22 protein-coding genes are annotated in these 26,082 nt (G+C 49.0%); 16 read left to right on the top strand and 6 right to left on the bottom strand.

Translation table 11 applies throughout. The annotated features are described in order from the left end of the window. Nucleotides 1–92: 92 nt before the first annotated feature. From L3556_RS01955 to L3556_RS01935, 5 genes are all read left to right on the top strand, one after another. Nucleotides 93–1,646, top strand: a complete 1,554-nt coding sequence (locus L3556_RS01955; protein WP_277865619.1) for a glycoside hydrolase family protein — start codon at nt 93–95, stop codon at nt 1,644–1,646. Nucleotides 1,647–1,860: 214 nt separating this feature from the next. Next, nucleotides 1,861–3,048: an aspartate aminotransferase family protein gene (locus tag L3556_RS01950; RefSeq protein WP_277865774.1), complete on the top strand. Its 1,188-nt coding sequence runs from the start codon at nt 1,861–1,863 to the stop codon at nt 3,046–3,048. A gap of 98 nt (nt 3,049–3,146) precedes the next feature. Continuing rightward, nucleotides 3,147–5,753 carry a bifunctional aconitate hydratase 2/2-methylisocitrate dehydratase gene (acnB, locus tag L3556_RS01945; RefSeq protein WP_277865618.1) on the top strand — a complete coding sequence of 869 codons (2,607 nt, stop codon included), beginning with the start codon at nt 3,147–3,149 and terminating at the stop codon, nt 5,751–5,753. A 98-nt stretch (nt 5,754–5,851) separates the two neighbouring features. After that, nucleotides 5,852–6,010 (top strand): Rid family hydrolase, encoded by a 159-nt coding sequence (locus L3556_RS01940; RefSeq protein WP_277865617.1) that lies wholly within the window; start codon nt 5,852–5,854, stop codon nt 6,008–6,010. Continuing rightward, nucleotides 6,010–6,240, top strand: coding sequence for a type II toxin-antitoxin system HicA family toxin (locus L3556_RS01935; protein ID WP_338405704.1), 231 nt, complete (start codon nt 6,010–6,012; stop codon nt 6,238–6,240). Before L3556_RS01940 ends, L3556_RS01935 begins: the two co-directional genes overlap by 1 nt. Before the next feature lie 11 nt (nt 6,241–6,251). Here L3556_RS01935 and L3556_RS01930 read toward each other — a convergent pair whose 3' ends face one another. After that, nucleotides 6,252–7,109, bottom strand: coding sequence for an Rpn family recombination-promoting nuclease/putative transposase (locus tag L3556_RS01930; protein ID WP_277865615.1), 858 nt, complete (start codon nt 7,107–7,109; stop codon nt 6,252–6,254). Between the two features lie 64 nt (nt 7,110–7,173). Here L3556_RS01930 and L3556_RS01925 point away from each other — a divergent pair, with 64 nt between their 5' ends. Continuing rightward, on the top strand, nt 7,174–10,104 hold the full coding sequence (locus L3556_RS01925; RefSeq protein WP_277865614.1) for a CHAT domain-containing tetratricopeptide repeat protein: 2,931 nt from the start codon (nt 7,174–7,176) through the stop codon (nt 10,102–10,104). A 75-nt stretch (nt 10,105–10,179) separates the two neighbouring features. On the opposite strand, the gene L3556_RS01920 is transcribed toward L3556_RS01925, so the two are convergent. Both L3556_RS01920 and rpaB read right to left on the bottom strand, forming a co-directional pair. Next, nucleotides 10,180–10,992 carry a hypothetical protein gene (locus tag L3556_RS01920; RefSeq protein ID WP_277865613.1) on the bottom strand — a complete coding sequence of 271 codons (813 nt, stop codon included), beginning with the start codon at nt 10,990–10,992 and terminating at the stop codon, nt 10,180–10,182. Nucleotides 10,993–10,995: 3 nt separating this feature from the next. Next, nucleotides 10,996–11,736 carry a response regulator transcription factor RpaB gene (gene rpaB / locus L3556_RS01915; protein WP_277865612.1) on the bottom strand — a complete coding sequence of 247 codons (741 nt, stop codon included), beginning with the start codon at nt 11,734–11,736 and terminating at the stop codon, nt 10,996–10,998. A gap of 372 nt (nt 11,737–12,108) precedes the next feature. On the opposite strand from rpaB, the gene L3556_RS01910 reads away from it, so the two are divergent. Continuing rightward, nucleotides 12,109–13,713 carry a cellulase family glycosylhydrolase gene (locus L3556_RS01910; RefSeq protein WP_277865611.1) on the top strand — a complete coding sequence of 535 codons (1,605 nt, stop codon included), beginning with the start codon at nt 12,109–12,111 and terminating at the stop codon, nt 13,711–13,713. 211 nt (nt 13,714–13,924) lie between these two features. Further along, on the top strand, nt 13,925–16,705 hold the full coding sequence (locus L3556_RS01905) for a GAF domain-containing protein (protein WP_277865610.1): 2,781 nt from the start codon (nt 13,925–13,927) through the stop codon (nt 16,703–16,705). A gap of 136 nt (nt 16,706–16,841) precedes the next feature. On the opposite strand, the gene L3556_RS01900 is transcribed toward L3556_RS01905, so the two are convergent. The 3 genes from L3556_RS01900 to hemC all read right to left on the bottom strand — a co-directional run bounded on the left by L3556_RS01900 (nt 16,842) and on the right by hemC (nt 19,386). After that, nucleotides 16,842–17,129 carry a DUF1816 domain-containing protein gene (locus L3556_RS01900; RefSeq protein WP_277865609.1) on the bottom strand — a complete coding sequence of 96 codons (288 nt, stop codon included), beginning with the start codon at nt 17,127–17,129 and terminating at the stop codon, nt 16,842–16,844. Between the two features lie 139 nt (nt 17,130–17,268). After that, complete coding sequence (gene rlmB, locus L3556_RS01895) at nt 17,269–18,375, bottom strand: 23S rRNA (guanosine(2251)-2'-O)-methyltransferase RlmB (RefSeq protein ID WP_277865608.1); 1,107 nt, start codon at nt 18,373–18,375, stop codon at nt 17,269–17,271. Nucleotides 18,376–18,417: 42 nt separating this feature from the next. After that, nucleotides 18,418–19,386 (bottom strand): hydroxymethylbilane synthase, encoded by a 969-nt coding sequence (gene hemC / locus L3556_RS01890; RefSeq protein ID WP_277865607.1) that lies wholly within the window; start codon nt 19,384–19,386, stop codon nt 18,418–18,420. Between the two features lie 117 nt (nt 19,387–19,503). On the opposite strand from hemC, the gene L3556_RS01885 reads away from it, so the two are divergent. The 8 genes from L3556_RS01885 to L3556_RS01850 all read left to right on the top strand — a co-directional run bounded on the left by L3556_RS01885 (nt 19,504) and on the right by L3556_RS01850 (nt 26,082). Further along, entirely contained in the window at nt 19,504–19,890 is a 387-nt protein-coding gene (locus L3556_RS01885) for a hypothetical protein (protein ID WP_277865606.1), read from the top strand. 754 nt (nt 19,891–20,644) lie between these two features. Beyond that, nucleotides 20,645–21,124, top strand: coding sequence for a GNAT family N-acetyltransferase (locus L3556_RS01880; protein WP_277865605.1), 480 nt, complete (start codon nt 20,645–20,647; stop codon nt 21,122–21,124). Nucleotides 21,125–21,422: 298 nt separating this feature from the next. Then, on the top strand, nt 21,423–22,625 hold the full coding sequence (locus tag L3556_RS01875) for a hypothetical protein (RefSeq protein WP_277865604.1): 1,203 nt from the start codon (nt 21,423–21,425) through the stop codon (nt 22,623–22,625). Next, nucleotides 22,600–23,505 carry a hypothetical protein gene (locus L3556_RS01870; protein WP_277865603.1) on the top strand — a complete coding sequence of 302 codons (906 nt, stop codon included), beginning with the start codon at nt 22,600–22,602 and terminating at the stop codon, nt 23,503–23,505. The genes L3556_RS01875 and L3556_RS01870 overlap by 26 nt, the downstream gene beginning before the upstream one ends. Nucleotides 23,506–23,746: 241 nt before the next feature. Then, nucleotides 23,747–24,220, top strand: a complete 474-nt coding sequence (locus tag L3556_RS01865) for a GNAT family N-acetyltransferase (protein WP_277865602.1) — start codon at nt 23,747–23,749, stop codon at nt 24,218–24,220. A gap of 157 nt (nt 24,221–24,377) precedes the next feature. Then, nucleotides 24,378–24,938 (top strand): peroxiredoxin, encoded by a 561-nt coding sequence (locus L3556_RS01860; RefSeq protein ID WP_277865601.1) that lies wholly within the window; start codon nt 24,378–24,380, stop codon nt 24,936–24,938. 93 nt (nt 24,939–25,031) lie between these two features. Further along, nucleotides 25,032–25,475 carry a DUF1810 domain-containing protein gene (locus tag L3556_RS01855; RefSeq protein WP_277865600.1) on the top strand — a complete coding sequence of 148 codons (444 nt, stop codon included), beginning with the start codon at nt 25,032–25,034 and terminating at the stop codon, nt 25,473–25,475. A gap of 229 nt (nt 25,476–25,704) precedes the next feature. Then, entirely contained in the window at nt 25,705–26,082 is a 378-nt protein-coding gene (locus L3556_RS01850; RefSeq protein ID WP_277865599.1) for a GIY-YIG nuclease family protein, read from the top strand.

The following is a 26,082-nucleotide window of genomic DNA, read 5'->3' as shown; positions in this document are numbered from 1 at the left end:
CTATGACTTACATTCAAAGGTAAAGAAAAGGTTAATCAGTGCTGAATATATTACCAAGGCTTGGGTTACAAAGACTTATTTCCTGCTTGAGTATGGTTGGTGTGATCGGGGCCGGTCTTTTGCCCTCCGCGCCTGCCGTTGCCTTTACCTGTCGAGCCGATCCCGCCATTAGCGATCGCAAACAGGCCCTTCTCCAGGCAACTTTACAGGGCCAAGAGGGGGCCTTTGAGGCCTATCGTACTTTGATCAGCGAGGAGGCCCGCCGATTACAACAATGCCGTAGTCGTGCTTGGCCCCAAACCCAGGCTATTTGGTTACGGTTGTACCCCTGCGATCTGCAACCCGGGGTTCTAGAGCAAGTTTTTGATGAAATTGTCAATCAGGGCTATAACCGGGTTTATATTGAAACCTTCTTTGATGGTCGGGTGGTTTTACCGGCCAATCGCAACCCAACGGTGTGGCCCTCTGTGGTAAGGCAACCGGAATGGGCGGATGCGGATTTACTAGCCCTAGCTTTACAAAAAAGTCGAGAGCGGGGGTTAGTTTCCTATGCCTGGTTCCATGGTCTTAATTTTGGCTATGCCTATAGTCAACGGGGCGATCGCCAAGAGGTCTTGGCCCGTAACGGTTACGGAAAAAATAGCTTAGAGGTCATCGAACGTTCCGGTGGTGCTACCGAATTTATTGGCGATGCGGATAAGGCCTTTGTGGATCCCTATAGTCCCCAAGGTCGCGCCGACTATCTGGCAGCGGTGGGGGCTGTGCTTGAGCGACGACCCGATGGCTTACTCATTGACTACATTCGCTATCCTCGTCAGACGGGGCCGGCCTCCGTTGCTGTTCGGGTTAAGGATCTATGGGTCTACAGTCCGGCCTCCTTCCAAGCCTTGATTCAGCGGGGAACAAATAATGAAGGGCGCGCCCTGATTGAACGCTACTTGCGCCAAGGGTATCTGACCCAAACGGATGTGGAAACGGTGTCTGCCCTCTACCCAGACGAGCGGGAACCCCTGTGGCAAGGCCGTAGTCCTACCCCTGTGCCAGCTACTCAGAATGCAAGCAGTAGCGGAAATACTAGCAATAACAATAATCAGACCAGCAAGCCCCCTGCCCTACCCCCCATCTCGGAACGCTTGGGGCCAATGCAATGGCAACTCTGGTTACTGAGTGTGAATCATGCCTACCAGGGAGTTGCGGATTTTCTTCATTACGTGACAGCCCCCGCCAAACAAATGGGAATTTCCACGGGAGCAGTATTTTTTCCAGAGGGCAAGAATACGGTGGGCCAAGGCTATGACTCCCGTTTGCAGGGATGGGATCGCTTTACCCAGGTGGGAGAATGGCACGCCATGGCCTACGGAGTCTGTGGGCAAACCAGTTGTATTACTGATCAGGTGAAACGGGTGGTGGATGAGGCTCCCCCAGGAATAAGCGTTGCCCCGGTTTTAGTGGGGGCCTGGGGGCGAAGTGTGGAAAATCGACCCTCCCTAGAGGATCAAATGCTCGCCATTCGTCAGGTGACACCGACGGTTAATTCCGTGAGTCACTTTGACTTTGGTCGGGTTGCCACCCAGTTAAATCAAGCACGGCGGGCCTGTCGCGCCGGATTAGCCACGAGCCAACCCCCACCAGCCAACCCTAGGTGATATTCCGTCATTTTGAGTCCGGCGGTTGGTGCAATTTCTCTTTAGGGAACTGTTGTTCTGTGCAATAGGTATCAATAGTTGTCCGAAGAGATCCGCTAGGATACAAAAATATATTTTGACACGCCTCTGGTATTCCTCCGTGAGTTTAGACACCCTACTCCCTTCGCCTGTGGCTCCCCAGCCCTTTGATCCCCAACAATTTGATCAGTATGTCATGACTACCTATGGCCGTTTTCCCCTGGCCTTGGAGCGGGGAGAGGGCTGCCGCGTCTGGGATAGTGAGGGAAAGGTCTATCTGGATTTTGTCGCCGGTATTGCCACCTGCACCCTGGGTCATAGCCATCCAGCCCTAGTGAAAACCATTACCGAGCAAATCCAAACCCTACACCATGTCTCCAATCTCTACTACATTCCCCAGCAGGGGGCGTTAGCGGAGTGGCTCGTGAACCATTCCTGCGGCGATCGCGCCTTTTTCTGTAACTCTGGGGCCGAAGCCAATGAGGGCGCAATCAAACTGGCCCGCAAGTATGCCCACACGGTCCTGAATATTCAAGAGCCGCTGATTCTCACGGCCCAGGCCAGCTTCCATGGTCGGACTCTGGCTACGATTACGGCGACGGGCCAACCCAAATACCAGAAAAATTTTGACCCCCTGATGCCAGGTTTTGCCTATGTGCCCTACAACGACATCGGGGCCCTGGAAACGGCGATCGCCGAAATAGATCACCCCCAGCGGCGAGTTGCGGCTATTTTATTAGAATCACTCCAGGGAGAGGGAGGAGTTCGCCCGGGCGATCGCGCCTACTTCCAACGGGTACGGGATATCTGCACCGAGAAAGGCATCCTGCTAATTTTTGATGAAGTGCAGGTGGGCATGGGCCGCACGGGCAACCTCTGGGGCTATGAATGTTTGGGAATTGAGCCGGATATTTTTACCTCTGCCAAGGGATTAGCGGGCGGCATTCCCATTGGTGCCCTGATCTCTAAATCCTTCTGTGATGTTTTTCAGCCGGGAGATCATGCCAGTACCTTTGGTGGCAATCCCTTTGCCTGTGCTGCGGCCCTCACCGTTTGCCAAACCATTGAACAGGAACAGTTATTAACCAATGTCCGCGATCGCGGTGAACAATTACGCCAGGGCTTAAAGGCAATTAGCCAACGCTACCCCGGTTTGATCGCCGACGTGCGGGGTTGGGGTTTAATTAATGGCCTAGAACTGGCCGATACCGCCTCTGTTACCTCCATTGATATTGTCAAAGGGGCGATCGCCCAGGGCTTATTACTGGTTCCAGCGGGGCCGCAAGTGGTGCGGTTTGTTCCCCCCTTGATTGTTTCAACGGCGGAAGTGGATCAAGCCCTTGGGGCCTTAACGCGAACCCTGGAAACCCTTCAGGCTAAATAACGAAACATCCCTAAAGCATCCCTAAAGCCAAGGCTAAATTTTTTTACATTGTTTTTGAATTTTTTGCATTGTGTTCACATTTGTTGGAGGTAAATCCAGTGGCATCTGAGACGGTCTTAACCCGCTATCGGCAACAAACCCAGGAACGGGGACAGTTAGGTATTCCCCCCCTCCCCTTAACCCCAGAAGAGGTCTCTCAGGTCTGCGATCTTCTCCAGCATCCCCCCACGGGTGAAGAGGACTATTTAATTCATTTGCTCCGCGATCGCGTGCCACCGGGGGTGGATCAAGCGGCCTACGTGAAGGCAGGATTTTTAACCGCCCTGGCCAAGGGGGAACTCACCAGTCCCTTGATTTCTGCCCTTGCCGCCGTGGAACTTTTGGGAACCATGCTGGGGGGCTATAATGTCCATTCCCTCATTGATCTCCTCAAGGGTGATGCCCCGGATCTGGCAACGGCGGCGGTGCGGGCCCTCAGCAAAACCCTTCTCGTCTACGATGCCTTCCATGATGTTCAGGAACTAGCCACCCAGGGAAATACCTACGCCCAAGCGGTTCTGCAAGCCTGGGCTGATGGCCAATGGTTTAGCGATCGCCCCCCCCTGGCCGAAGCCATTACCGTGACCGTCTTCAAAGTGCCTGGGGAAACCAATACCGATGATCTCTCCCCTGCCCCCCATGCCACCACCCGCCCCGACATTCCCCTCCATGCCACCGTGATGCTAGAAAGTCGCTTACCTGGCTCCCTAGGGGCGATCGCCCAACTCAAGGAAAAGGGCTATCCCGTCGCCTACGTTGGCGATGTGGTGGGAACCGGCTCCTCTCGTAAATCCGCCACGAATTCGGTACTTTGGCATACGGGGGATGATATTCCCTTTGTGCCCAATAAGCGCACCAGTGGTTTTTGCCTCGGTGGTAAAATTGCACCGATCTTTTTTAATACCCTAGAAGACTCTGGGGCACTCCCGATTGAATGCGATGTCACCCAGATGAATACGGGGGATGTGATTACGATTTATCCCTACCGGGGGGAGATCACCAATGAAGCGGGGGACGTGATTGCCACCTTTAAGCTGAAACCCGACACGATTTTAGATGAAGTACGGGCCGGAGGGCGTATTCCCCTCCTTATTGGCCGCACCCTGACCGATAAGGCCCGGGCCGCCCTTAAGTTGGGCCCGAGTCCCCTCTTTACTCGACCGACTCCCGTCACCAGCAGCGATACCCAAGGTTATACCCTCGCCCAAAAAATGGTCGGTCAAGCCTGTGGCTTACCGGGTATTTTGCCCGGAACCTACTGTGAACCCGTCATGACCACGGTGGGTTCACAGGATACCACGGGCCCCATGACCCGGGATGAACTCAAAGAACTGGCCTGCCTAGGATTTGGAGCAGATCTGGTACTCCAGAGCTTTTGCCATACCGCGGCCTATCCCAAACCGGTGGATATTAATACCCATAGGGATCTACCGGACTTTATTACCGCTCGCGGCGGGGTTTCCCTGCGGCCCGGCGATGGCATTATTCACTCCTGGTTAAATCGGATGCTCTTGCCAGATACGGTGGGCACGGGGGGAGATTCCCATACCCGCTTTCCCCTGGGGATTTCCTTTCCGGCGGGATCGGGACTTGTTGCCTTTGCCGCTGCCTTGGGGGTGATGCCCCTGGATATGCCAGAATCCGTCTTGGTGAAATTTACGGGAACGTTGCAGCCGGGGGTGACGCTGCGGGATATTGTCAATGCCATTCCCTACGTTGCCATGCAAGAGGGTAAACTCACAGTTAGCAAAGAAAATAAACAGAATGTGTACTCCGGGCGGATTATTGAAATGGAGGGGCTACCGGATCTGCAATTGGAGCAGGCCTTTGAATTGACCGATGCGACGGCGGAGCGATCGGCGGCGGGCTGTACGATCAAACTCAGTGAAGAAACCGTTGCCACGTACCTGCGATCCAATGTTGCCCTTCTCAAAAATATGGTGGCCCGGGGATATGGTGATGCCCGCACAATCTGGCGACGGATCAAAAAAATGGAGGATTGGTTAGCCCATCCCCACCTGCTTTCTGCCGATGAACAGGCGAACTACGCTGATCGCATTATTGTGGATCTAGATCAAATCAAAGAACCCCTCGTGGCAGCCCCCAATGATCCGGACAATATTAAAACCATTTCTGATTGTGTGGGGGATCCCATTCAGGAAGTCTTTATTGGTTCTTGTATGACCAATATTGGCCATTACCGGGCAGCGGCTAAAGTCCTAGAGGGAGAAGGCCCGGTCAAAGTACGGCTTTGGATTGCCCCGCCCACCCGGATGGATGAAGAAAAGCTACGGGAAGAAGGCTACTACGGCATTTTTGCAGCGGCTGGGGCGCGGATGGAGATGCCTGGCTGCTCCCTTTGTATGGGAAATCAGGCCCGAGTGGCTGATAATACCACCGTGTTTTCCACCTCAACCCGTAATTTTAATAACCGGATGGGCAAGGGAGCGCAGGTTTATTTAGGTTCGGCGGAACTGGCGGCGGTTTGTGCCCTCCTAGGAAAAATTCCCAGTCCAGAAGAATACTTAAAGATTGTCAGCGAGAAAATTGATCCCTTTGCCAATGATCTCTATCGCTATCTCTATTTTGATCAGATTGAGAACTTTGCCGATCAAGGACGTTTAATGTCGAAGGAAGAGGAAGCAAAATTAGTTGCCTCCCTATAAACAAACATTAGATCTCAATATGGAAAACCATCAGTGACCCGCCAAAGTATCTCATCCGGCGTGCCTTGGGAATCTGTTGTGGGTTACTCCCGTGTCGTATGTACGTCACGGACATATCTCGCTGGGAAGACGTAGGTCGGGCCCATGGGCAGTTTTTTGGGAAAATTCGTCCCGCTTCCACCATGGCAGAAGTCAGTAAGCTTATCTCTCCTGAATTGCTCGTGGAAATTGAGGCTGATGCCTATATCAGCGGATAATGGTCAACAAATCATGCACACCGATGGTTGTTCTTCTTTTCAAGAATAAATTAGGGAAACGGTTGTGGTTGTGCAAGATTCTAGAACAGAGCGGTTGGGTTTTGCGAAGAGTTACTAGTAGCCATCACATCTATGAAAGCCCTGAACTAGAGCAAAGCCCATCAGTTTTTGTTCGCTGTAATCAAGATTTTAAGGTTTTAACGTTGAAAGCCTTAACGAAAATAGCCTAGCTATTAGGGTTTTAACCTTTTATTCGTGATCCTAGCCACGTTTCTAGAGCATCGAAGTCTTGAAAATCCAAGAGAGCTTCCCCCAAGGATTCCAATTGGTCGAGGGATAATCCATGGATTTGGCGAACAACCTCATCAGGAAGAATCCCCAGTCGTCGACGGAGTTGGCGAAGGACAAGGGTACATTCTCCCTCTCGTTGCCCTTCTTGTCGTCCGCGTTCAAGACCTTTTTGCAGTCCTTTGCGTTCACCTTCCTGTAGAATCTCTTGATATATCACTGATTCACGCATCATTCCCTCCCGAAAAATGGTTTGAATAAGCTCTTTACTGTACTGTAACCCAGCCAATAGTTGAACGACGGTACTCAGGTCTTGGCGAGTCTGCTCGGATTCTATCTGACCAATTTGATCGGCAACGGCTTGCAATAGGGCTTCTCCGTTATCAACTTTTCCCAAAACCGCAAAGGGTAGGAGGGCGGGAATCCTAAAAAATTGGTTAGGGTCTTCTTCCCAGAGTTTTACTACTCGATAGTGATGTCTCGTTGTTGGTAATTCAAACCTATCGGGGACATTGATCCGAGTCCGTCGCAGCAAGATCAAGACCTGGACAATCTCGCACTGATAGTTTCGATAGAGCCTCAGCCAATAGTCCAGCATTCGTAGAGGTAATGTCGGCTCTGGCTCGACTTGAAATTCGAGATGGAGAATGCAGTTTTGGGTCTGTACCAAGGTGACGGAATCAGCCCGGATCGGCTCTAGGTTAAGCTCGGTTTTCAGGATTGATACATTTTCTGAGGCATCCTGCAAAAGCCACTGGGTAAAGGCAGTGGGATATTTTTCGGCTAGGTATTTGCACAGGTTATCTCGCATTTGTCTAGTTTATCGGGAGCTCGCCTAGGGCTGTCCATCCCAAATGTTTTGGGAATTTTGCTGATTGACGGACAAACTGGACTGCTATTGTTTTTATGCCAATGAACCCCTACAATGGGGCATCAAAGACTGTCTGAAAAATACAACCATGAAATTTTGGGTTCAATCGGTTCTCATGGCTCCCTTAGTGATGCTTTCAGTTCTTGAGTCTGTCACAGCGGAGCAAACTTCCCCGGTTGTTGCAGATTACTCAAAGGATAATTATACATATTCAAAAGACAATCAGACATATTCAGGAAGTGGTGTTGTTGAGCAGAGACTTCAACAGCCGCAAAATTCTCCAACACAGACCACCTCGTTGACTCAGGAACAACTTAATGAAATCAAGGAACTGTATGAGCAAGCCCAAATTTTTCATCGACAAGGGAATTATGAAGCAGCCTTGCCCCTGTATCAGCGCAGTTTAAGGATTGTTGAAACTGCATTGGGCGAGAATCATCTCGCTGTTGCCGCCAGCCTTAATAATCTAGCTAATTTATACTTTGTTCAAGGAAATTATGAAGCAGCCTTGCCCCTGCATCAACGCAGTTTAAGGATTCTGGAAGCTACCTTAGGAGAGAATCATCCTGATGTTGCCACAAGCCTGAATAATCTAGCTCAATTATACTTTGTTCAAGGAAATTATGAAGCAGCCTTGCCCCTGTATCAGCGCAGTTTAAGGATTTTTGAAACGGCATTGGGCGAGAGTCATCCCTATGTTGCACAAAGTCTCAATAATCTGGCTGAATTATACTATCGTCAAGGGAATTATGAAGCAGTCTTGCCCCTGCATCAACGCAGTTTAAGGATTCGGGAAGCTACCTTAGGAGAGAATCATCCCGATGTTGCACAAAGTCTCAATAATCTGGCTAATTTATACTCTGTTCAAGGAAATTATGAAGCAGCCTTGCCCCTGCATCAACGCAGTTTAAGGATTCTGGAAGCTACCTTAGGAGAGAATCATCCCGATGTTGCCACAAGCCTGAATAATCTAGCTCAATTATACTTTGTTCAAGGAAATTATGAAGCAGCCTTGCCCCTGCATCAACGCAGTTTAAGGATTCTGGAAGCTACCTTAGGAGAGAATCATCCCGATGTTGCCACAAGCCTGAATAATCTAGCTCAATTATACTATCGTCAAGGAAATTATGAAGCAGCCTTGCCCCTGCATCAACGCAGTTTAAGGATTCGGGAAGCTACCTTGGGAGAGAATCATCCCGATGTTGCCAGTAGCCTTAATAATCTGGCTATTTTTCATTGGCGCACGGCAGAATTCCCTAAGGCTCTAGGTTTTTTCCAACGTGCCATGGAAAGCGAAGAATCTAGTCTGAGTTTGAATCTGGTGATTGGCTCCGAGGAGTATAAACGGAATTATTTGGCTACCTTCTCACGCTCAACGAATCGAGCCATTTCTTTCCACCTCCAGGGTACGCCTCAAACTATGGCAGCAGCGGAACTAGCCCTGACCACGATTTTGCGGCGCAAGGGGCGATTACTGGATGTCTTGGGGGAAACCAATCATCATCTTCGCCATCAACTGGATGGGGCGGGGCAACGCCAGTTGGAGCAGTTGGTGGCATTGCGAACCGAAATTGCGGGTCTTACGTTTGCCCCAGGAACGCCACCACCGCCGGATCAACTCCGCCAACTCACCCAAGCCGCCGAGCAACTGGAAGGGGAACTGAGTCTCAAAAGTGCTTCGTTTCGTCAGGCAACAACCCCAGTCACCCTAAACGCCGTTCAAGCCGCCATTCCCAATGATGCTGCGTTAGTTGAGTTTATTCACTATCGACCCTTTGACATAAAAAACAACAGATTCCTTGCTCCCCGTTATGCGGTCTATGTCCTTTCCCCGAGGGGTAATCCCCAATGGCAAAACCTCGGTGATGCCGCTGAAATTGATGCCCTGATTAAAGCGGCACGGCAACAGATGGTTGATCCCCGGCTCCCTTCTCTGACGGTAAAATCAGCGTCCCAAGCCCTGGATGCCAAGGTTATGGCTCCGGTGCGGCGAATGGTGGGCAATGTCTCCCATTTACTGATTGCTCCCGATGCCCAACTCAATTTGATTCCCTTTCAAGCTCTGGTGGATGAGCAGGATCGCTATTTACTTGAATCCTTTACGATAACGGTTCTCACGTCGGGGCGGGATTTACTGCGGCTGCAATTACCGCTATCCCCTGCATCATCGCCCTTGGTGGTGGCAAATCCCAATTTTGAGCGGGCGGCAACGGTGGTAGCTACGACAACGACCCGTGGAAGCTCTCAGCAGCGTTCTGGGGATTTACGCACCCTCGCCTTTGGGGAGTTACCGGGTACTGCCGCAGAAGCTAATGCCATTCGTGATCTATTACCCAGTGCGGAAGTGTTGAAGGGCCCCCAGGCGACGGAAAGTGCGGTGAAGGCAGTCCAGAGTCCCCGGATTTTGCACCTGGCGACCCATGGCTTTTTCCTGGAAAATACGCCGCCGACGGAATCTTCAGACCTGCAAAGCCTACAAAATCTGAATGAACCGCAAGCCTTTACTGCCGAAAATCCACTGTTGCGATCTGGGTTGGCTCTGGCAGGATTTAACCAACGTCAAAGTGGGGGGGATGATGGGGTTCTCACTGCCTTGGAGGTGACGGCGATCAATTTGGATGGTACGGAGTTAGTGGTGCTATCGGCCTGTGATACGGGGCGCGGCGATTTGACGAATGGGGATGGGGTCTACGGTCTGCGGCGGGCCTTTACGCTGGCGGGGGCGCGATCGCAGGTGGGGACACTCTGGAAGGTGGATGATCAGGTCACGAAGGACATTATGGTGGCCTACTATGAGAATCTGCTCCGGGGGTTGGGACGCACAGAAGCCATGCGGCAGGTGCAGTTAGAAATGTTGAACAATCCCCAAACGGAGACACCCTACTATTGGGCTGCGTTTGTATCCAGTGGAGATTGGTTGCCACTGTCACCCTGATTCTTGGGAACAAACACATACCAATGAAGAAAAACACACCAATCAAGATTGAAGCCATTAGACTTGATTGTAATATCAATCCGTTGGTGGCGGCTGTACATTAATTGTTCCCTCAGGGGAAATAGTGACGACGGCCCCTAGTTCCCTGAGATTTTTTAGGGCTAGTTCACGGGTGCGATCGCTCACCGAATTAGATAACACTAACATCCAAGAATTAAACTGAACTTGACGGCTATTAGGATTACGGACTAACCCCTCAGCCATGCGGCGATAAAAAGGAGCCGACTCATAAATATCCGGGTCTTTTTGAATTTCAGACCATTGGGCGGCCATTTCATAGGACTTCGCTGATGCTTGGGGATCCCCTAGAAAAAGTAATTCATCCATGGCCCGATAGACCCAGATCAAATAGGCTTGGGGAAAGGTTTTCGGGGAGATATTGGCTAATCCTTGATCCATCAAGGCAACACTTTCTTGGGGTTGCCCGGCATAGAGAGTAGAGGACGTGGAGAGAAAGACGTAACTATTCACAAACCGAGGATCATTGTTAATAATGACCTTGAAAAAGTCTGGGGATAGGTCATAGCCAGTTTTTTCCCGAGCCTGCCAGTAGCCAAAGTATTGCAAAAACTGCAAAAAGCTCCAATCACTAATCAGATTTTCAAACCCAAAGGCGGGGATATTAGCTAAAAGATTGATCTGGGCTTCAGTTTGGGCATCCTGACGCTCATAGGCTTCCTTGGACAAAACCTGTTGACTTTTATCTTTTAATTCCTCAAGGGACGTTTGCTGCATCGTGGCAATTACCCCTAGGGCGATCGCCGTAATGGTCAATCCCACCCAGTCCGAAAGCGTCCAGTTCAGCTTTTTTAGGAAATTAGCAGCCATAGCCTACACCTTTCCGATCAACTCTCCTGGCTCAATAATTCGCTGGAATAGATACCCCGTCCCCCGGGCCGTGAGGATCAACTCCGGGTTACTCGGATCTTCTTCTAACTTAGCCCGTAATCGAGAAATATGGACATCGACCACACGGGTATCCACATGACGCTCCGGTGTATAGCCCCACACTTCTTCAAGAATTTCACCTCGGGAAAAGGGTTCCCCGGACTTACCGACCAACAATTCCAAGAGGCTAAACTCCATACCCGTTAGGCGGATTCGTTCATCCCCCTTATAAACTTGCCGTTTATTGGTATCAATGCGAATATTGGCAATTTGAATCACGCCGGAACTGGGAATGCCAGAGGTGGAGGTCTTCTCAACCCGTCGTAGGACCGAGCGAATTCGGGCCTCTAGTTCTTTGGGAGAAAACGGTTTCACCACATAGTCGTCGGCCCCTAGTTCTAACCCCGTAATCCGATCCGCCACATCCCCTAGGGCTGTGAGCATAATAATCGGCACATCTGACTCTTTTCGTAATTCTTGGCATACGCCGTACCCATCCAGCTTGGGCATCATCACATCCAGGACGACCAAATCCGGCACTTCATCCCGAAACGTCGATAGGGCTTCTTCGCCATCAGCAGCAGTGACAACAACATAGCCAATCATTGAAAGACGAGTTTCCAGAATGCGACGGATACTGGCTTCATCGTCAACCACAAGAATTTTCTCTTTGTGATTTTCCAAGGCGATTGATACTCCCTAATTGATGAATAACGTTATTTTTTTTAGTTTTTTGTACCCTATCATTAACCTGACATCCTGCCGATACTCAAGTCCTCAGCACAACCATCTGGACATTCCTGAGAGGTTCTCTGCCCATCAACCTTACCGTACTACACATCCCGCTTCCAGTACACCCAGGGCAATACCTGATTAAAACCTGTCTGAACCCCGTATAGGGATGTCTAAACCCTAAAAATTGTGTAGATTCATTAAATTATAGAGCGTGAAAGTTATTTTCGGGTATAGAGTAACCAATTTTTTTTCTGGACTAGGGTTACAGTCTATGCCTCCTGGTCTCCACGTCATAGAGGGTATCCTTTATTTTGCGAATCAATGCACGATCACCATTGGAAACCTTACAAATTTCTAATCAAACCTCTCCTCTGTTTTCTATGTGGGCTGGGATTAATCCTGAGTATTAATCTGTGGCCGCTACCGGTCTTTAGTGCCTCTTTGCCGCCCACACCCCTGTCTACCGTTGGTAACCGAATTGTGGATGCCCAAGGCCGAGCCATCTTGCTGCGGGGGGTGAACTGGTTTGGTTTAGAAACCGATACCCGCTCTCCCCATGGTTTGTGGGCCCGTGATTACAAGAGTATGCTCAAGCAAATCAAAGACTTGGGATACAACGTCATTCGCTTACCGTTTTCCATTGAAGGATTGCGGGCCAGTACCTTCAGTGCGGTGAATTTTGGTATTGGCAGCAACAGTGATTTACAGGGCAAGACACCGCTGCAAGTGATGGATTTAGTGATCCAAGAAGCCCAGCGGCAAGGCCTGTACATTCTGTTGGACAATCACCGTTTGAATCAGCACCGAATCCCTGAACTTTGGTACGGCGATGGTTTCAGCGAACAGGATTGGATTTCCACCTGGACAATGCTGGCCGATCGCTACCGGCATCAATCGAACGTGATTGGGGCCGACCTAAAAAATGAACCCCATGGTAACGCCAGTTGGGGAACGGGCAACATGGCAACGGATTGGCGACTAGCCGCAGAACGGTGTGGCAATGCTATCCTGGCGGTGAATCCCAACTGGTTAATTGTGGTAGAAGGGGTGGAGAAAAACGTCCCTGGCCAACAACTAACCCATTGGTGGGGTGGCAATCTGGAGGGGGTGCGAAACTATCCCGTCCGTCTGAATGTGCCGAATAAATTGGTCTACTCTCCCCACGAATATGGGCAAGGTGTGTATAACCAAACCTGGTTCCATGACTCCAGTTTCCCCAACAATATGGCCAACCGTTGGCAAATTGGCTTCCAGTACATTGCCGATAGCAATATTGCGCCGATCTTGATTGGTGAGTTTGGCGGTCGTCAAGTGGATGCCACCTCCAAGGAAGGGATTTGGCAGCGCACCTTTGTCAAATATATTGGGGACAAAAATCTCCACTTCACCTATTGGAGTTGGAACCCCAATAGTGGGGATACGGGAGGTATTTTGCAGGATAACTGGCAAACCGTCCATGCTGATAAGCAGCAACTCCTAAGTACCCTCCTCGGTGGCTCGGCTCCGCCCCCCGCACCTACGCCAACTCCTACTCCTACGCCCAGCCCTGAACCCACCCCAGTACCTACTCCAACGCCAACTCCCACGCCTGCACCTCCTCCGCCTCCCCCTCCGGCAGGGAGTAGTCAACTGTCCGTTCGCAGTACCATTGATTCCGATTGGCAAACGGGGTTCTGTGCGCGCTTTATGGTGACCAATCAGGGCAATCAGGTGAGTGAGCCATGGCGACTTGGCTTTCAAATGAACCAAGCCAGTATTCAAAACAGTTGGAATGGCACGTTTCAGCGACAGGGTTCTCAATATACCGTAACCCCCGCCTCCTGGGGGCAGCGGATGCATCCGAATCAAACCGTTGATATTGGTTTCTGTGCCAATAAGCAGGGTACGGACTATCGACCGTCCCAAGCTCGGGTGATGACTCCCTAGGCTGTTCCTAGGTCTCCCATGGTTTCATGGGATTCATTAAATTCACTCCTATGCGAGGGCTTGGACTGATTCAGTCGGGCCCTCGTTTCCTTTGGGAATCCCCTGATCGGGTGAGCCACGGATGAGAGTCTGGCCAGTAGGATCGATCTAGCTTTGCTTTTATCTTGACCTTATTTGTGTTGAACTCTTACGACAGACTCGGATTGATTGTATGTCCCCTATTGTGACTCCTCAGCTTCAACTGCAAACGATCACCGGTGCGGTGCGGCAGTTATTGACGGCATTACCCTGGCCAGAACCCTTACTGTTAGCTCTGCCGGAGTTGGGGACAGCATTGGCCTGCGATCGCCTACGGCTGTGGCAAGTACACCAACCCCTACCGAGCCAAGACCTTTGGCTATCTCCCTACGCGGATTGGGGACGGGATGAAAAAGCAATTCCCAGTCCAGCCCAAATTACCCCCCTGCCGAGTTTTAACTATTGGTTCAGTCGTCTTAGGGCCGGCCATAGCCTTCAGACGTGGGTGGGAGAGTTCCCAGGGGTTGAGCAACAATGGCTAGAATCCCTCGGTATTATGTCGGTCTTAGCCTTACCCATTACGGTGGAGGGGCAACTCTGGGGTATTTTTACGGTGGAATATGCCCAAGCGATGTACCACTGGCCGGAAGAGGAGATTTTGACGATCCAAACCTTTACGGAACCCTTGGGGGGAGTTTTGGGGTTACGTCGCAGTAGTTGTCCCATCAATGCCAATGAAAAACAACTGCAAGAACAGGATGAAATTTTAGTCCAACTGTCTCGACGGAAAAGTTTGCATCAAGGGGATTTGCATCAGTCTCTTCAGGAAATTGTGGCGACGGCCGCAACAACTCTGGGAGTTGCCCGCACCAGTGTTTGGCTCTACACCAAGGATCGGATCAAGATTCGCTGTATCACGCTCTATGAACGCCTAGAGGATCGCTATAGTAGTGGTCAAGAGTTGGCAGCGGCGGATTATCCAGATTATTTCCAGGCCTTGGAACAGGAGCGGGTAATCGCTGCCCATGATGCGGTGACAGATTCCCGCACCCATGAGTTTGCCCAGGGTTATTTAATTCCTTTGGGGATTACGGCCATGCTGGATGCCCCCATCTGGGCTGAGGGGACGATGATTGGTGTGGTTTGCCATGAACATTTAGTCTCCCAACGGCGTTGGACGGTTGCGGAACAGCAGTTTGCTGCTTCGATTGCGGATTTAGTATCCTTGGCCATTGAAGCGAGCGATCGCCACAAAGCCCTTGCGGAATTACAGGCCAGTGAGGATCGATTAAAAAGTTTTTTCCAGGCCACCTCCGAAGCGGTGATCATCCATGATCAGGGGCGGATTATTGATATTAATGAGTCAGCAGAAGATCTATTTGGCTACACCCCTGGGGAGATGATTGGCCAATCGGTCTTGATGGTGACGGATCCCTCATCCCGGGAACTGATTATTAGCCGGATTCAACAGCCTTCGGATCAACCCCTAGAGGCCGTGGGACAGCGGAAAAATGGCAGTACCTTTGTGGGGGAAATCCAGGGCAAATCTATTTTCTATCAGGGACGGCCGGCACGGGTGGTGGGCATTCGGGACATTACCCAACGCAAGCAGGCGGAAACAGATCTGCGGTTGGCGGCCCAACGGGAGCAACTCTTGGCGGAAATTGCCCTGCGTATCCGGCGATCGCTGGAATTACAGGATATTCTCAATACCACCGTGGTTGAAGTCCGCCACTGTCTCCATGCCGATCGGGTCTTTATTGCCTATTTAGCTCCCCACCCCTGCCGCGTCAAAATTGTCGCCGCTGCCAGCCATCAGACCTGGGAAACAGATTTAGAGCAATTACTCAATCAACCGGTTTATCTGGAAAGTCTCCTGGACATTGCCACCCCTAGCGGCCAGTCCGCACCTAAAATTCAAGATTTTAGCCTTGGCGAATTAAACGCTGATCTTCAAGCCATTTATCAAGACCATCACATTCAATCCAGTTTAGTGATTCCCATTCCCCAGGATCATTGCGGTGATCAAGTGGTACTGGTGATTCAGCAATGTGCGGTTCCCCGAATCTGGCAACCCTTTGAATTACAACTCCTGGAACAGTTAGCCAACCAAGTGGCGATCGCCCTGCAACAGGCCGCCCTCTATCAAAAATTAGCGGCTCTCAATGCCAATCTGGAATACCAGGTGGAAGAGCGCACCGCCCAACTCCGGCAAAAAATGACGGAACTAGAGGAACTCAATCGCCTCAAGGATGTGTTTCTCCATGCCGTATCCCACGATTTACGCACACCGGTTCTCGGAACTCTGATGGTATTGAATAATTTAATGCCGGAAAAAACAGACGAAACCGATATTTCCGTGCCAGTGCGAGTTCTTCAGCGGATGGTCCAAAGCCATGAACGGCAGTTGACCTTGATTGAATCCTTATTGGATATTCATTTTGATGATGAACAAACCATGGAGCTAGACCTGGCTCCCCTCAATTTTAGTGAATTCCTAGATGGGATTTTAATGGATTTAGACCCCCTTCTAGCCAAGAACCAAGCCTATATCAATAATGAAATCCCGGATGACTTACCCATGGTGTTAGCCGATGGTTCCCAACTGCGGCGGGTCTTTGAAAACCTGATTACCAATGCCCTTAAACATAACCGCCCTGGTTTGACATTGACCTTTACTGCCCGCACCCAGGATCAGGCCCTTCTCTGTACCGTTGAAGATGATGGCATCGGAATTTTGCCAGAGCAACTAGAGCATCTGTTTGATTTGTACTATCGGGGAAAACAATCTCGCCAGCGATCGGGTATTGGCTTGGGGCTGTACCTCTGTCGCCAGATCATTAATGCCCACCATGGCAAGATTGGGGTGATGAGTACGCCGGGGGCAGGGGCAACCTTTTGGATGACATTACCTGTGATTTTTGAGCATGCCCCTAGGGAGCCTCAGGGTGATCTAACGTTAGACCGTTTTTAGACCACTTGTCTCAACACATCTGTGGCTGCTCCTTAACAGCTATATAACATCAATGGGGTGAATGGATTCTGAATTTTAAGGAGTGATGGGTTGCTCAGTGAAGAAATTTTTCCACCCGTTAGCAGCATCAATCAGATTAAACGCTAAGGGCGGTCAGATACTTTTTTGGCGAGTCTTCATCGATGGTGAGATTCTCTGGACGGCACCGCTGTACAATCGCTTCTATTCCCTCGGCTCCCTCAGAGCGTAGGTCGTCAATATAGCCCGCCTTTTCTTTGTCAGCCTCTGCGGCGGTCAGAAATGGACCAAAATAGTAGGTACATTGGGGGGAGCGCGTCAGAACCTTTACCCACCAGGCTAAACCTATTTCATTGGTACGATCTGCTAACCAGCCCAAAAAACTGGTGTTACTATCTGGTTTCACAAACATATCCTCCAAACGTTGCCCCAAAACTTATAAAACACTCTATCTTGGGTATAACTGATCCCATTCAAAATGTGTAAGAAAGCACCTCGGAAACGAGAATTGTTATATTTAGTTATCTCTAGCCAAAGTATTGGTATCAATCAATCGTGGTAGCGGTGTCTGGGGGATCAAAGTTGAGCCGTACCGCCACAGGTCGTTGACGACAGACCTCGTAGAGGGCAATTCCAGCGGCAACGGAAGCGTTGAGGCTATTGGTGCGTCCCGGTAAGGGGATGGAAAGGATATGATCGCAGTGTTTTTGGGTTTGTAGACCCAGGCCACTTTCTTCACTGCCCACTACCAAAACAATAGGCCCTTCAAAGGTGGTTTGGGTGAGGGAATCAGACCCGCCAGGGGCAAGGCCATAGATCCAATATCCGGCGGCTTTTAGGGTTTCTAGGCCTTGGTTGAAGTTAATCACTCGTGCCACAGGTAAGTGATCGATCGCCCCGGAGGCGACCTTGGCAACGGTGGCAGTCACTCCCACGGCGCGGCGTTGGGGAATTATCAGACCTTGTACTCCCAGGGCTTCGGCACTACGGATGATTGCCCCTAGATTATGGGGATCATTAATACCATCGGCGGCTAATAGAATGGGGTTTTGACTGACCTTGGCCGCCTGATTAATCAGTTCATTCATTTCCAAATAGGGATGAGCCGCAACCTGGGCGGCAATACCTTGGTGGCGACCCCGCTGACAGAGATGATCCAGCCGCTGGGAGGGAACCACATCAATGACAGCCCCTTCTGCCTTGGCATGATTCAGGGCACTTAAAAAGCGAGGGTCGTAGCGGAGGGCCTCAATCACCCAGATGCGGTTACAGGGACGGCCGCTTTCAATGGCCGTGAGTACGGTATGGCGGCCGTAGATGAGATCGGGATTGGTGGATTCATCGGTGGTACTGCGGGGAGGACGTTGATCCGATCGCCCGGGCCGATCGCCCCGGTAGGTCCGATCACGATAATCTCGGTTCTCGCGATCGCCACTACTGTCACGAGGATTACGCTCAGGACGATCGCTGCGTTTAGGGGCATCTGGGCCTTGACGTTTAATGGGGGCAGGGCCCGGCGAAGCAGCACGGCTATTGGTTTTAATGGGACGACTTGGTTTGTCCCGTGGGCCATCTCGGTTGGGGCGATCGCTGCGGCGAAAATCCTTACGGCCATCTTTACGAATGCCGGGTCTGGGCGGTCTAGGAGGCATAATTTTAGCTAGGTGGAGTTAGTTAGTTAAATGGGAAAGGGATTAACGTTCGGGGCGCATTGTCGCAAAGATATCTTCGAGGATAGCACTGGCTCCTTGATCCCGTAGGCATTCCGCCAAAGTAAACCCGAGGGTTTCTGCATCACTGCTCGGCCCACTCACGCTATCCTTAATCAAGGTTTTACCATCTAGACTCGCCACCAGTCCCATCAAGGTGAGTTCATCCCCTGAGATCACCGTGTGCACCCCAATGGGAACTTGGCACCCCCCTTCTAGTTGACGCAGAAAGGCCCGTTCCGCCAAGCAGCGGGCCGCAGTCCCCGGATGTTCTAGGGTTTTAATAATTTCTAAGATATCGGGATCATTGGTGCGACATTCAATGCCTAGGGCCCCCTGCCCTACTGCATAGAGGGACAGTTCTGTGGGGATCACCTGACTGATGCGATCGCCAAACCCCAAACGCTTCATCCCCGCTACCGCTAAAATCAGCGCATCGTACTCATCGGCATCTAGTTTTTGCAGGCGCGTATTCAGATTTCCCCGTACATCCTTAAATTCTAGATGGGGAAAATGATGCCGTAATTGGGCTAACCGCCGCAGGGAGGATGTACCAATCACCGATCCCGCCGGTAAGGTATCCAGTTGCAGGCCACTATCGAGATGTTTGGCACTGAGAACAAGGGCATCGGCGGGGTCTTCCCGTTCTGTAATCGCGCCCAACATTAAACCGTCCGGTAGATGGGTGGGCAGATCCTTGAGGGAATGCACCGCTAAATCCGTATCCCGCCGCAGCATGGAGAGTTCAAGCTCTTTGGTAAACAAACCCTTGTCGCCAATTTTTGCCAGGGCCACATCTAAAATGTTGTCTCCCTGGGTGGTCATGGTTAGGACTTCAAACTGGCGATCGCTGTGCCGGGCCTGAAGTTCTGCCTGTACCCATTCCGTTTGGACTAAGGCCAATTGACTTTTGCGAGAACCAATACGAATCGGAGTGGGAGAGGAGGCGATCATAAATTTTTCGGCAGTGTTTGCGAGAATGGGAGTAGAACGGACAAACCCTAGTTAAATAGAGGCATTCAGCAATTTTAGTTCTTTTGGTCTCTTGAAGCAAATGAGGATATTGAGAACATGCTCGGTCAATTCCAACGTAGTCAAATTCGGATTGAAATTCCCGCCTCTGCCAGTCAACTGCGGGATTGCCTCACCCGGCCCGAGGAGATCCAAGCCTGGCTCTGGCCCCAGCAATTGAGCCACCCCCTACCGGATCGCCTAGAAACCGGACTGGTCTTCCAAAGTAAATTGGGCCCCCTGACCATTGACCATCAAGTGAAATCCATCAGTGGCGATCGCCTGGTTTTAATCCTGGGGCAAGGAATCGACGGCTGGCAAGAATGGCTTTGGGGAGAGAACTGGATTCAATCTAGTTTGGAGGGGGTATCCCTGCTGCCCCTAGAATTGGGTCAAACCCTGGCATTGATGCGACTTCGCCATTATCTGTCTCACTCCACTTCATGAGGAAGCGATTTGGAACTTTATTCAGCACTACAACGAAACATTGCATTTGGGTATGGCAATGGCATGAGTCGCTTGTTTCTCTCTATTATTTACAAAAAAAAATAGATTACCTCGTTTATAGACTAAATAACTGCTATGGAAACTAAAACGATTACAATCCGCGTTAATGCTGAGGTTGCTCGTATTTTTGAGGCAGCCTCACTTTGTTCAGTGCGGTAGCTATAGTGTTTTAGTCTGATGGCATCGCGGACTTGATCTAATAGTTTCCGCTTGGGAGTATCTGGGGGCAAGGATTCCATGGAAACAGATGCAGCATAATATTCTCTTACTTTAGCAGCATAACTCTTGGCAGCAAAGGCTTGTAGTCCTTTAAGGCTAAGGTGCATATCTGCTTGATTCCGTATAACATTCACCTTTTTAAAGACTAAAAACCCTTACCAGTTAAGGGTTTTAGTGAACCATGAAGTTTTGTATATGCTAGATTTAGCAATTTTTGATACCTCAATATTGATGTGCTACAATTCTGGCGATGTTTGGTTATGGAGGATGCAGTTTCCTAAATCTTAGGTATGTTGGGCTGCTAATCGCTGCCTAATCAGTAGTTATGCGGCTTAAACCAACGGTTGGGGCAGTAGTTGAAAGGTTGTCTGTTAATTGCAAACGTCTCAGGAATTTCTCATTGAGGTAGTGGGGAATTTTAATGTTGGCGCTTGAATAATGGAAGCAAAAGTGAAGGCTTTGACTAAAACTCGTTATGATTCGATTGACCACGCCCAATGACACGAATGCATTACTTGCTTTGGCGGAAGCGACAGGACTTTTTGAGTCAAATCAAATTGAAGAACTCGCCCAAATGCTAAATCAGCATTTCAGTGACAAAACAGACAGTCAGGGTATGTGGTTTAGCGACCACGATAATGAGCTAGTGGGCATTGCCTACGTTGCGCCAGAACGAATGACAGAGGGGACGTGGAATCTCTATCTAATCGCTATTCATCCCAACCACCAAAGACAGGGACGCGGAGCCGCTTTGTTGCGCCATATTGAGCAAATGCTGACTAAGCATGGTGAGCGTGTGCTACTGGTAGAAACGTCCGGACTGAAAGACTTTGAATACGTTCGTGCATTTTATCGAAAGAGTGGTTATGACGAGGAAGCGAGAATTCGAGAATTTTACAAGGCTGGAGACGACAAAATTATTTTCCGTAAGGCACTGGGAATTGCTGCCGCATAACAATCCCGCTGCACCGGAACGAATTTGAGTTATCGGTGGGGATGTGGAGCGCTCTGCGTCCGGTGAGCGGGAACGTTAGGCTGCTTAGTCTTGGCAAGAGATCCCCTTTGTTTCCTCTGTTTTTCTCAGATGATTAAAATTCAAAGCGTTTCAATGTCGTGGAAGAGACATTTTTCTCCGTGAAGATGGTTTATATTCGGTTACTCTAGTTATGAGGTGTGAGTTTCATTGATACAGTTGAGGGTTGTCTCGCTAGAGTCAGCCTTCTCGAAGGAATCAATAACACATAGGTCGTTCTATGGCGCGTCAGCAAGGGAGACAAGATGTAGAGAATCGTGAGGAGCTGTATTTATATCTAGAGAGAAAGATGCAGCACTCATACGAGCAACTCCGTGACAAAGGAGAAGTTGAAAGGGGCACCTCATTTGTTAAATCCTTTCTATTAGAATGTGACTGGAAACCTCAACAACTAGAAAGAAGGGATGAGGGAAACTATCTTTGTGACCTTTTAAGCGTGCAAGCTGAAGGCAAAAAAAGAAAGAGTAGCGACGCTCATGTTGTTGAAACGAACGAAGCAGGTTTCTATACAGTTGCTTGGGCGTGGAACAAGGAGACAATCACTCTTTATCTAGATACTATTAGTGACTCAAATCGGAGGTTTTGGCGAGCATATTCTGTGTCTAGTGCCCAATATCTAGATGACATACTTAATAGACTTGTTGATTCAAAAACCTATTTAGACAGAACCTGGCTATGGTCGGGCTTGCTTGAATCAACTCAGAAAGAAAGTGAACCTAGAGGGTTTCGATTTGAGCATGACCGCTCCTTCTTTAAAAAAGAAAATAATGAATATGTAAATTCTGAACCATTTAGTCTAAAATTTTCTGGCAGTCAGCGAGAATCTAGGCTGTTGTGGGATTTAATGAATCGAGACAAGGAATTAGCGACTCAGACTTCTCTTGCGAATGTGAGGATGAAATACTCTAGACCTCACGCCAGAGAAGAATTCACAATTGAAACGCTTTATTTTAATGGAAAGTTTACTACCAATGGAACTTCCTTTGCTGCACATCAAGCTTTAATTAATAAGGTTCAAAATGCTTATGCAAATAAAGTTTATCAAATTGAAAGCGATTACATTATTCTGACTACTGCTGATGAAACAAAATGGCATGTTACGGGAAATCCTATCGTTTTTGATCTATCTGAAAGTCAAATCGAAGATGTTGATCTTTTTTGTGAGGTAGTGTTCTCAGGGAAAATGCCTTTTAAGCTTTGGGGAACACCTAGACCAACCTCTAGCGGGGAAGGTCGCAGCGTTCTTGCTGTAGATTTACACAATGGAGCGAAACTCTTTTTTGAAATATATCCAGAAATTATTTGTATGTATCTCTCAATGGGAGCTTGTGGTAATACGGCAATTCGTTTTTACACAAACCTCCAAAGGACTTTTAGTCGATTAGTGGACGTACAGGATGACTCTGGAAATCAGTTTTTTTAACTTGCAAATGACCAATCTTTTCATTGGTTTATTTAGTAAGCATCCTTTACTAAGACCTCATTCTGTATCCATTCATAAACTTGGTTACAGTATCCATAGCATTGAGCCTTCCTTCACATCGCAAGGCAATACTGTCAATCCAGAAGCAATTGTTTATTCGCCTGCTAGAAAACACACTCTCTTAACAGAATGGACTGCTGCAAACTCATTAAGCTACGAAAAAGGAGAGCAGATTCGGCGTTACCTTCTTGTAGACGCAAACGACTTAATAAATAGTGCTCGTGTTGCGTTAGACGCTTGTAGACTTTGTAGTCTTTGGGTAACTGTTTTGCCCACTTCATTACAGACATTTAAAGATATTATTGACAGTACAAATAGTGACAGGTTACTCTTATGCTCTTTTTGCCGAGTACCTACAGGCGAATATTGTATTGAGTTTCATTCAGGTAATATCCGTGACACTGAACTATCATTGATTCTTACAGAAAACATGAAGTTCAAGAGAATCCCTGAAGGTTATCTTCCTATTCCAATTGAAAATTTGAGAGATCAAAGATTTACAGATGGTGTGATTCAACAAGTTGTAGCTTTTCTTATTAGGAAAAGATATGAATTTTCAGTTGAAGATATTTGTGATGCAATGATTGGAATATGGGCTTATTTATCGACTGAAAAAAAGAGAGGTGTTCGCGAAGCTGTTAAGAGGGTTATGCGAGAACTTTTACAGCAAAGTTACTGTAGAGATTGGCTGACTTTTAATTATCCTAATTGGGAAGCTCGTAATCTACCAAAATCTAAGCTTGATAAATTTATTAATGCTGTTAAAGCCGATGGCATTACTTCTAATCAGTTGGGTGCTGATTCTATCTCAGAAAGTTGAGAATAATTAAGTCTTTATTATTCCCTTATAATATAATGCCGCCTAACAACGCCCATGCACCCGACCGTTGAGAGCCTGTCTGTAAGAACTCAGAAGTTATCTGCGGCGGGTGATGGGCAACGTTATGCCGCAAGTTCTTGGTGGTGGAAGTAGCTAGAAGTTATCTGTCAGTGTTTAGAGTTGAACTAGCGCGAGGTTACTGGAAAAGAGGCAGTTTTTAGATTGTCGATGAGGCGATCCTATGAAAATAAGGTTGTTTGAAAAACAAGACGCAGAAAAAGTAGCACAGTTGTTTCATGAAACAGTACGCGAAATAAACATCCGCGATTACTCAAGTAATCAAGTTGAGGCATGGGCACCTAACAATATTTACTTCAGAGATTGGGAAAAGATCTGCTCAAATCGATTCACCTATGTTGCTGACGATGAAGGTGTGATTGCTGGATTCGGAGAGCTAGAGTCTAATGGTCATATCGACTGCTTTTACTGCCGCAAAAACTATCAACGTTGTGGAGTGGGTAGTCAAATTTATCAAGCGATTGAAGCAAAGGCGTTAGGCTTGGGGGTGAGCCATCTAATCACTGAAGCTAGCATCACGGCAAAACCATTTTTTCAACGTATGGGGTTTTCAATCGTTAACGAGCAGAAGGTAACTTGTCGGGGCGAAATATTCATCAATTACGTAATGGAGAAGTCGCTGTATAAGGCGGCATAACAATTCGCTTGGAGCGGACTGACACAGTTGGTCGGTGCTGTGCAAAGGTTGCTGGCAGCGGCTCAACCCGAACGTTATACGGCTTCGATTGCAGGTTGAGGAAGTGATTGCAAATCAATCTGTTAGCATTAGGGATGTCGCAGACATAAAAAGCCATATGAATAAGCTGACAGCGTTGCCGCAAGATCTGCCCATTCCAATAGATGATGGTGCTTGCGATCATTTGCTGGGGATAGCTTTGCCGTCGATCTCGTTACCTTCAACTCATGGTGAATGCGTTGATTTATCAGCGATCGCAGGTCGTATCGTGGTTTATTGCTATCCCATGACAGGGCAACCTGGGATTTCTCTTCCTGATGGATGGGATGCAATACCCGGAGCCAGAGGATGTACGCCACAGTCCTGCACCTTTCGAGATCATTACCAAGAGCTAAACGAATTGGGTGCAAGTGTTTTCGGTCTTAGCACTCAAAGCACTGACTATCAGTTAGAAGTAAAGGCACGGCTGCATTTACCTTTCGAGCTTTTGAGTGATCGTGAATTGAACCTTACCAATACGCTAAAGTTGCCAACGTTTGAAGTGGGAGGCAAGCATCTCATCAAGCGAGTTACGCTGATCATTGAAGAAGGTAAGATTATGAAAGTTTTCTATCCAGTCTTTCCACCTGATAGAAATGCCAATGAGGTAATAAATTGGCTGCAAGAACACGCCGTATAACAATCCCGCTGCACCGGAACGGTTGAGTTTGGTTGGTTAAGCTGCAAAGGTTGTCTACGTCCGGTGAGCGGAACCGTTCGCCGAAGAATCGTGATGCAAGATACCTACACTGACGACCATTTCGACCTCGGTCGCTTCGTTCTAGCCCAGGACGGTACATTCGATATCGCATTGTCCGAGGTCAAGAACGGGCATAAAAAATCACACTGGATGTGGTACGTCTTCCCACAACTTCGCGGCCTAGGTAACAGCTCGACGGCCCAGAAATACGGAATAACGGGTTCAGATGAGGCCTACGCGTATCTCACACATGGTGTTCTGGGGCCACGCCTGATTACAATTTGCGAGGCCGCGTTGGCCATCGAGGGAAGATCTGCGACTGAGATATTTGGTAAACCGGATGACCTAAAGCTCCGATCCTGTGCGACACTATTTGCGCATGTCTCAAATGCCAATTCCGTGTTCCACAAGATCATCGACAAGTACTTTAATGGAAGGGGTGATCAACGAACTATACAGTTGCTGGATCATCACTGATGCCACCTACGCCAGCCGACCTGCGCTTCCCCCGTCGGCGAACCAAGCGATGCAACGGAAATGAAGAAGTTAACAAGAAAGAAATAGAGTATATTCTCTTGTTCGGATCGAATGATCCTAGGCTTGGCTACAATCAGCGTCCCAAATTCAACGGGTAGGAACTCCAGCAGTTTGCCTGCTTTGAGTACATAGGGGGATATAATTCTGGGCAGCCAGATTTCTGATTCCTATGCCATTGAATGATTCTGAGTTGCAAGTTCAGGCTCGAAATATTCTGGATGAGATCGCATTCACATCCTTTGAACAGTGTCAACTATTAAGCCGTGAGTTTAGTAGTATTCCTGCGCGTCCTGGCATTTATGCAATTCGGCATAAGACCGATGGATTACTCTATATCGGTAAAACAAAGAGTTTACGCGGTCGCTTTGGTGGTGGGCATAAAGCCTTTTTGTGGGCATGGCTTGACAAGTACAACGATGAAGATGTAAGGATTGCAGTACAGGTCATTTCGCATTGGGGAAACCCCGCGCTACTATTGGAGCTAGAAGCTATTATTCTAAGAGCCACTGAACCCCCTTACAACGCTCAGATTCCCACTGAAAGGTGA

This window comes from Candidatus Synechococcus calcipolaris G9 (genome assembly GCF_029582805.1).
Taxonomy (GTDB): domain Bacteria; phylum Cyanobacteriota; class Cyanobacteriia; order Thermosynechococcales; family Thermosynechococcaceae; genus Synechococcus_F; species Synechococcus_F calcipolaris.
The sequence above is the reverse complement of the archived record's forward strand: the minus strand, read 5'-3'. Positions and strand labels throughout refer to the sequence as shown.